The organism is Streptomyces sp. NPDC104831, from assembly GCF_055583025.1.
The window spans coordinates 22823-31229 of the sequence record NZ_JBVJOT010000077.1; the positions used below are offsets into that span (position 1 = coordinate 22823).

An 8407-nucleotide genomic window follows, 5' to 3' on the forward strand; every position below is an offset into this window, starting at 1 on the left:
TTCCATGGTCACCTGCTCCTTGCGGTCGGCGCGGCCGTCCACCGCTCCACGGTGACCGCAGGGGCGTGCCGGCCCGATGCCACCAGGTGTGGGCCAGGTCCCGCGGCGAGGGCGGCCCTCAGCACGGCGATGGCCCCGTCGGCCGCCAGGTAGGTGGGACGCGAAGGCGGGGCGTCGGTGGCTGGCGCCGGCGGCAGCAGGCTGGTGCGCAGCGTCGCGATCCGCGGCCAGCCCAGGCTCGCGGCGATGCTGGGCCGTGCGAGCATCAGCAGGAACAGTCCCTGCGCGACATCGGCGGTGCCGATTCCGAGTTCACGCGGAGCCAGTTCCGGTGGGGCGGTGTTGCAGCCGAGTACCAGGGCGAGGTCCAGGTCCGCGGTGCGCAGGTGGTCGGCGGCCACATGAATGGCGGCGAGCCCGGAGTCCGGACCGCTGTCCAGCATCATGGTGGGGCCGTACAGGTCGTACCGGTTGGCGATCCAGCCGAGGGCGACACTGGGCATGCGGCCAGCCAGGGTGTAGGGGCCGACCGGAGCCGAGCGTTCGGCGTGTTCGGTGAAGAACCGCGCTGCAGCCTCGCCGTCGTCACCGGCGCCGACATGCCGTGCCAGCCGGGTGCGGAAGCACCGAACCGTGGAGTCGGCGGCCAGCCGGGTGGGCCCGTAGTGGGCGCCGAACACGCCGGTACGAGCGCGTAGTACGGGCCCGTCGAAACCGGGGCCGTGCAGTGACGAGCGGACCAGCGCCAGGGCCATCATGTGCAGTCGGTCGACCTGGGCGGCGACACGCGGGGCGACCCGGGTCTCCAGGAACGACGGCAGGGAATGGGGTTCGGGGAAGCACCGTTGTGCGGACGGCGCGCGTCCGGCGATCAGGTTGTCGTGCACCTCCTGCCGGGTGGGTGCGCCGGGTAGGAAGGCGTCCCAACCGACCAACACCACCTCGTCATCCGCCCGGGGCGCGCCCGAGACCAGTCCGTCCACGGGACTGTCGGGATGCTGGACCAGCAGGTGTCCGTTGATGCCGCCCAGGCCGCAGGCGAAGGCGCCGGCGATGCGGCGGACGGCACCGGGCCCCCCTTTCCGGGAAGGGGAACGGGCAGGCCGCAGCGGATGCTCGGCGGAACGGACCCGAACAGTGGCCGGCGTGGTGTGCTGTGGCGTGGTGAAACACGGTTGGGCGGGCACGACGGCGCGACGCAGCCCGTTGAGGATCTGGATCACCGAGATCACTCCACAGGCCATCCCGGTATGTCCGATGACGGGTTTGTCGGAGGTGACGTCCACGCCTTGGGGGTGGACGGCGGCCAGGGAGCGCGTCTCGGTGGCGTCTCCGGTCACCGTGGCGGTGCCGTGTGCCACCACCCACCCGACCTGTTGTGGGTCCAGGCTGTTGACGGCCAGGGCTCGTCGCATCGCGGTGATCTGGCCTTCGGACCGGGGCGCGAAGATGGCCTTGCCGCTGCCGTCGGACGCGCCGCCGAAGCCGACCAGCACGCCGTGGATCTCGTCACCGTCGTGCCGGGCGCTGTCCAGCAGCTTGAGGACCACCACCGCGGCGCCGTCGGAGAAGGCGGTGCCGTCGGCGTGCGCGTCGAACGCCCGGACCCGCCCGCTCGGTGACAGCGCGCCCATCTTGGCGAAGTAGATCTGCCGCAGCGGTCCGTGGGAACTGGTCCCGCCGCAGACCGCGACATCGGTCTCCCCGGCCAGCAGGTGCCGGACTCCCAGGTCGATGGCGTACAGGCCCGCGGGGCAGATGTTGTCGACGACAATCACCGGGGTACCGTCCGGGACGATGCCCTGCATCGCGCGGCGGGCCAGCGTGTGCGGCTGGTAGTGGTGGTGGGAGTGTGCCGCGCTGGGGTCGGCCGCTGCCAGCCGCGCCCGCAGGCGGGCACGGGTCGCATCCTGGTCGCCCGCCAGGTCGCGGGCGATTCCGGCGGTCGTCAGATCGGTGGCGAGTGCGGCGTCCCATTCGTGGCTGGCTTCGGTGGTCGCTGCCAGGAAGAGGGCGAACCGGCTGCCGTGAGGGACACGCGTCGCGTCCAGCGCCTGGAGGAGGCTGTGCCGCAGCCAGGCGGCTTGCAGGTCGCCTTGGCCGGGAGCGGTCCACGACGCCTCCAGGCGGGGATGCGGGGTGAAAGCCGTCAACTCTCCGAAGACACGGCCGTAAGTGCGGTCCTCGGCCGCGGGGTCCTGCGCCCAGAAGTCCTCCGGAGCGAACCGGGTGCACGGTTCACGGAATACGGGCCGGCCTCGCTGGACCAGTCTCCACAGCTCCTTCGGACTCGCGGCCCCTGGTACCGCCAGTCCGGCTCCCACGATGGCCACCAGCGGCGGGGAGGGCAGTGACGCCCTCATGATGATGAGTGAAGAAGGTAGTCGGCGACCGACGCAGGGGTCAGAGGCGAGGGCGCATCCGCCTCGGGCGGCAGAGACAGCTGCCAGCGGTCCGACACCTGCGCGAGCACGAGTTGGTGCTGGAGCGAGTCCACGCCCAGTTCAGCCTCCAGGTCGATGTCGTCGGTGACCACCTCCGGCGGGTACTCCAGTACCTGCGCGTACATCGTCTTCAACTCGCTGATCAGTTCGTCGCGGTCAAGGGGCATGCCGGTCCTCCAGTGGTTGTGCCGGCCCGGATCTCCGCACTCGCGTCACACAGGCGCTCGCGGTTGAGCCTGGTCCGGAAGGGGGCGAGGGTTCGTGCGTCCGGTACGCCGGCTTCGACCAGGTCCGACAGAGTGTGTTTTAGTCCGCACTCGATGAAGAGCCGGATGCCGTCGTCGTACAGGTCCCGCACCGCCCGGGCGAAGTCGACCGGCAGCACCATCTGCAACGCCAGCGTCTCGGCCAGATCATCGCAGGGCAGGTAGGCGCGGCCCAGCACCGGGCCGTAGACCGGGCGGCTAGGCCGCTGCCTCGGCACCCGGCGGGAGGCCGCCGCACAGTGCCGGAAGACCGGAGTGAGCAACGGATGGTGGTGCGGGCAGGGATCGGTGCGTAGACGCACCGCACGCACACCGGCGGCTAGTGCCGTCTCCCAGACGCGGTCGATACGTTCGACGGGTCCCGACAGCACCACCTGCTCCGGTGCGTTGACGGCGGCGATGACGACGTCCGCCTCTTGAGCGGCCAGCCGACGCGCCCGCTCACGGCTCAGTGGCACAGCCAGCATCCGCCCGGCCGGCACGGCGTGCGAGCGGACCGCTGTGATCCGCTCGCACAGCAACTGCGCCGCGGCCCGCACCGTCAGTCCTTCCGCCGCGACCAGCGCCGCGTACTCGCCGAGGCTGTGCCCGCAGACGACCTGCTCCCGGACGCCCAACAGGCGACGCAGGATCCGGTGACAGACGACCTGACCGGCGAAGATCTCCAGGGCCCGGGTGTCACGGCAGTCCCACACACCGGCGCCCGCTTCAGCATCAGGGGCGCCCAGTAGGGCTTCGCGGACGGACGGCAGGCCGTACCTTGCCGTGACCTCGTCGACCTCGGTGACGACCGGTTCGGCTTCCGTTTCCGCCTCGGCGCACGCGGAAAAAGCGGCCGGGTAGAACGCGCCGAAGCCAGGAAAAATCAAGGCGGTCCTCATTTTCCTTCCCCGAAAAGAAGAACCGGCTTGACGCATTTGCCTATGGCCACATCTTGCGCTGCCTCGTTGATCGCTTCGAACGGGTACGTGGTGATCAGGCGGTCGAAGGGAAGAAGACCCCGCTGATGTAGAGCAGTCAGTAACGGGATGTCGACCTGGGGGACCGCGTCACCTTCCACGATTCCCCGCACCCTCCGCCCGAACATCAAGCCGGACATTTCCAGGGCAACTTCGGACCCGGGACGTGCGGCACCGATGACACCGCACGTGCCGCGCGTGTGGAGAACGTCGACGGCCGTCCGCAGCAGGCCGGGGACACCCGTCGCCTCGATGGTGTAATCGAATCCCGTGCCATTGGCAATCGCTCTCAATGATTCCGTCACGCTCACGCTGTCGGCGTTGATCACGTGTGTCGCGCCCAATTCCTCGGCAAGCCGCAAGCGGTTCTTGTTCCGGCCGACCACCGCGATCGTCGAGCACCCGGCGACGACGGCCGCCATCACCGCACTGCACCCCACCGATCCCGCCCCGAACACGACGAGCCGGCTTCCCGCCTCACAGCGCAGCGCCTTGAGGACCGCGCACGCCCCTGTCTGGACACCGCATCCCAAGGGTCCCATCAGTGACAGCGGCAAGTCGGCGGGGATTCTCACGACGCTCCGCCGCGGAGCGAGCACATGGGTGGCGAACGACGATTGTCCGAAGAAGAAGCCGTTCACCCGGCTCGAGCCCTGTCTCAGCGATGTGGATCCGTCAGGCCGGCCGCAGGCGAAGTTGCGAGCCAGGAACTCCGCGCAGTAGGCGGGTTCCCCCGTGCGGCAACGAGTGCAGGACCCGCAGGAGGCGAAGCTGAGAACGACGTGGTCACCCGGGGAAACCTCGGCCACCTCATTCCCGACGGCCTCCACCACACCGGCGCCCTCATGGCCGAGAACCACGGGAAAGGGAACCGGATACCAGGCGTCCCGGACGATCAGGTCGCTGTGGCATACCCCTGTCCCGGCCATACGCACCAGCACCTCGCCCGGCCCTGGAGGATCGAGAGCGACTTCCCGAATGATAAAAATATTATTCGGTGCGTCGGTTACCGCCGCTCGGATCAGCATGGAACTCACCTCGCACGGGGGAGTAATGGAGCGAAAAGAGGGCGTGTCGCCCCGGAGCGCGACCCGCACCGCTGAGATCCGGGCGTCAGGCGGATACGTTTCTACAGTGATAACAAAGTCATTGACATGTCAAGAGGCCTGTCACAGAATTCAGTTGACCGCCTTCCTTTTGTAGGCGCGCGTAGCCATCATGCAAGAGACTGCGTTCCACCGGCGCACGCTCTGCGTGCCGCAGTCATCTCCCACACGCCGATTGTCTGTGGCGTGGTGACTCCCATCCGCAGGAGAATGAGTGAGCCACAATTCGTATGACATTGTGATTGTCGGCGGTGGAACCGCCGGGGCCGTTCTCGCGGCACGCCTGAGCGAGGACGGACGGCGCCGCGTCGTTCTGCTCGAAGCCGGCCCGGTCTTCCCACCCGACTCCTTCCCTCCTTCCGTGGCATCCAGTGCCTTCATCGGCCGGGCCACCGGGTTCGACTGGGGGTACAGCGCGCGCCCCAGTCATGCCCCCCTGCCCCGCGGCAGGATGATCGGCGGTTCCTCCGCGATGAACGGCACCGTGGCCATGCGCGCCCTGCCCGCAGACTTCGCCCGCTGGACGCGCAGGGGAATCCCCGGTTGGTCCTGGCCGGACGTGCTCCCCGACTACACACGCCTGGAGCGAGCCGACGCCCCGTGCATGACACACAGAGGCCGCAACGGCCCCGTGCCCGTGCACCAATTACGCCGAAGCGAACTCAGTACCCTGCAAAGGGGCTTCTTGTCCGCTACCCGCCGACTCGGGTACCAACCGACGGACTTCAACGGCACCGCACCCCGCGGTTCCGCCCCCTACCCCGTCAACGCCGTACACGGCACGCGCGTCAACACGGCCATGGCGTATCTGAGCGCTTCCGTGCGAGCGCGCCCACACCTGCGGATCGAAAGCGACACACTCGTCGACCGCGTCCTCGTCCGCGGTCACCGGGTGACGGGCGTCGTGCTGGCCGGTGGCGACACACTGCACGCCCCGGACGTCATCCTCAGCGCCGGCACGTACGGCAGCGCCGCGCTGCTGCTGCGCTCCGGCATCGGCCCGCAGCGGCACCTGCGGCAAATGGGCATCCCCATGGTCAGGGAACTGCCCGTCGGCACCACCTACCGTGACCATCCCCTCCTCCAACTGCCGTGTCTCGCCTGGCCATGGCGGGCCGATCGACCACGCTCGGTCGCAGCCGCGGCCGTCTGGACCGCGAGCGCATCGGCCCCACCCGGAGAACTCGATCTCCACGTCGGAATCATGCAACCGGTCATGCCCGTACCGGTGCCCGCCTTCACCCTGATCGCGGGGGTGACCCGGCCCCGTTCCCACGGCACCATCACCCTCGCCTCACGCGATCCCCGCGCGGCACCGCGTATCCGCCCGAGGTGGCTGATCGACGAACGGGACCGGGACCGCCTGGCTCAAGCCATGGCATTGGCGCACCGCCTGACACGCACCCATCCGCTCGCCAGGATGATCGCCTGTCGTCTCTTCCCCGACCCCGGCGCGATGCCCCCCGCTCGCCTGCACCACCTTCTCAAGATGTCGGTGGGGACGTTCCACCACCCCAGCTCCAGCGCTCCGATGGGGCCCGCGAACGATCCTCGTGCGGTCGTGGACGCCGTCGGCCGCGTCCACGGCGTCGACGGCCTGCGCGTCATCGACGCATCCATCTTCCCCGACGCCCTCTCGGCGCCTACCAACCTGACGGTGATCATGACGGCGGAACACATCGCGAGAACCATGCGCTGAGCGGCGTCACGGCCCGGCCGGAACCCTCCGTACCGGACCGGGGAAGCGGAGACCGGCGCAGGGCTCCGTCTCCCCGCCACCGGCCATGCGGCATCCAGCGGAGACCGAGGAGAGCACCAGTGGAGTACGGCACGGCCAGTCCGGAGGTCAGCGCGCACCGAGTGACCGTGCAGGGTGTGCGTACCCGTTTCCACCAGGCCGGACACGGCCGTCCCGTCCTCCTCCTGCACGGCGAAGGAGGTGTCGCGGAGAACTGGTGCGACGTGATGACCGGACTCGCCCACCGCTACCGTGCCCTGGCCGTCGACCTGCCCGGCAATGGCAACAGTGACCCCATTGCAGCCCCGGCTCCCGCCGCCCAAGCCGCCTTCCTGTGGCGGTTCCTCAGAACGATCGGTGTCAGCGGGACGGCTCTTGTCGGCCACTCGCTCGGCGGTGCCGTGGCGGTCCACATGGCCCTGCGGCGCCCGGCACACGTTTCCCGCCTGGTCCTGATCGGCTCCACCGGCATGGGCCGTGCCATGCATCCCGGGCTGGTTCTCCGAGCGGCGACTCCGCTCGGAGAACTCTCGCTGCTCGCTCCCAATATTCCCCTCGGTCCGGAACTCCTCGTCACCTGGCTGTCCCTGATCGGCGCCGCTCGCCCGGGGCACCTGCCGCCGTCATGGTGGCACTCCCAGGTCAGGGCCGCCTCCTCGCCCGAAGCCCTCGCCACGGCCCTGCGCGCCCAGCGCTCCATCACCGGCCCCTTCGGTCAGCGCCGCCTGCTCCTGGACCACCTGCGGAACCTGACCATGCCCACGCTCGTGCTGTGGGGGATACAGGACCGAGTGCTGCCGTACCAGCAGGCACTGCGAGCGGTCCGGCGGCTGCCGGATGCTCGCCTTGTCCTGATCCCGCACTCCGGCCATTTGCTGCCGGTGGAAGCACCGGGGAGAGTACTCGACGCCGTCCTCCCGTTCCTGCACGCTGGGTGACTTGTCCGGACAGGTCGGTGACGCGGCTGATGGCGGCCGGCCGACGAGTGCGGTGTGGTGCAGGTGATGGCTTTGGTGCAGGCGGAGTGCGTCGCCGGACGACGGGCGAGGTCCGATACCAGGGCGTGCGCCGCCTAACTGATCGTTTCAGAATGAGGTTCGGAGCTTGCGCAGGCAGATGATGCTGCAGGCGAGTTGGAGCAGGCCGAGGTGGAGGTCGGCGCGTATCCCGTAGCGGATCCGCAGGCGCTTGAACTGGTGGAGCCAGGCGAAAGTCCGCTCCACCACCCAGCGAGTCCTGCCGAGTCCAGAGCCGTGGGCAACGTCGCGGCGGGCGATCCTCGGGGTGATGCCGCGACGGTGGAGCACGCGGCGGTACTTGTCATAGTCGTAGCCGCGGTCGGCGAACAGCCGACGTGGCCGTCGGCGGGGCCTGCCGCGCAGGCCGCGGACCGGTGGGATCGCGTCCAGCAGCGGCAGAGCTGCGTGACGTCGTGCCGGTTTCCGGCGGTCAATGTGACGGCGAGCGGGGTGCCGTGCCGGTCGACGATCAGGTGGTGCTTGCTGCTCGTCCTGCCCCGGTCGACCGGCGAAGGTCCGGTATGCGCTCCCCTTTGAGCGGCCGGGCCGCAGACGGGCTGCGCGAACTCGCCAGAACGCGGCGTTGCCCACGCCGACGATGTTCGCGCTCGCCGGCGCCGCCGTGGCGGCCAGCGCACCCACCGCCGTCCCCGCGAGCATCACACCGTTACGCCAAGACGGCGCCAACGCCAGAGCAGTCACAGACAACACATCCCTTCATCACCATCGAGGACCAGCGCGCAGGATCCCGCCCCGCGCCGTCGTCACCCACGGCGAGTCCTTTCGCCGATCACAGTCCAACGATCCACTTGTATGCGATACGGTCCTAACCCAGATGCGCAGCGAATCGACGACGAATGATCGTCCAGCTCTCA

General features: G+C 69.3%; 6 protein-coding genes and 1 pseudogene. 2 read left to right on the forward strand and 5 right to left on the reverse strand.

Annotation, left to right across the window (positions count from 1 at the left end):
* Positions 1 to 8: 8 nt before the first annotated feature.
* From ACZ63H_RS34535 to ACZ63H_RS34550, 4 genes are read right to left on the reverse strand one after another with little or no spacing between them, the layout of a single operon-like run.
* The gene (locus ACZ63H_RS34535) at positions 9 to 2363 is read right to left on the reverse strand and encodes a beta-ketoacyl synthase N-terminal-like domain-containing protein (protein ID WP_469871949.1); all 2355 of its coding nucleotides are present in this window, start codon (positions 2361 to 2363) and stop codon (positions 9 to 11) included.
* On the reverse strand, positions 2360 to 2611 hold the full coding sequence (locus ACZ63H_RS34540) for an acyl carrier protein (protein ID WP_469871951.1): 252 nt from the start codon (positions 2609 to 2611) through the stop codon (positions 2360 to 2362). Before ACZ63H_RS34540 ends, ACZ63H_RS34535 begins: the two co-directional genes overlap by 4 nt.
* Positions 2587 to 3591 carry an ACP S-malonyltransferase gene (locus ACZ63H_RS34545; protein WP_469871953.1) on the reverse strand — a complete coding sequence of 335 codons (1005 nt, stop codon included), beginning with the start codon at positions 3589 to 3591 and terminating at the stop codon, positions 2587 to 2589. Before ACZ63H_RS34545 ends, ACZ63H_RS34540 begins: the two co-directional genes overlap by 25 nt.
* Positions 3588 to 4697, reverse strand: coding sequence for an NAD(P)-dependent alcohol dehydrogenase (locus ACZ63H_RS34550; protein WP_469871955.1), 1110 nt, complete (start codon positions 4695 to 4697; stop codon positions 3588 to 3590). The genes ACZ63H_RS34545 and ACZ63H_RS34550 overlap by 4 nt, the downstream gene beginning before the upstream one ends.
* Before the next feature lie 292 nt (positions 4698 to 4989).
* Here ACZ63H_RS34550 and ACZ63H_RS34555 point away from each other — a divergent pair, with 292 nt between their 5' ends.
* A complete protein-coding gene (locus tag ACZ63H_RS34555) occupies positions 4990 to 6474 on the forward strand; it encodes a GMC family oxidoreductase (RefSeq protein WP_469871957.1) in 1485 nt (494 codons plus the stop codon).
* A gap of 119 nt (positions 6475 to 6593) precedes the next feature.
* A complete protein-coding gene (locus tag ACZ63H_RS34560) occupies positions 6594 to 7451 on the forward strand; it encodes an alpha/beta fold hydrolase (protein WP_469871959.1) in 858 nt (285 codons plus the stop codon).
* 147 nt (positions 7452 to 7598) lie between these two features.
* Here the strand turns inward: ACZ63H_RS34560 and ACZ63H_RS34565 are convergent.
* Positions 7599 to 8065: pseudogene (locus ACZ63H_RS34565) on the reverse strand (IS5 family transposase); the annotation flags it as partial.
* Between the last annotated feature and the right edge of the window lie 342 nt (positions 8066 to 8407).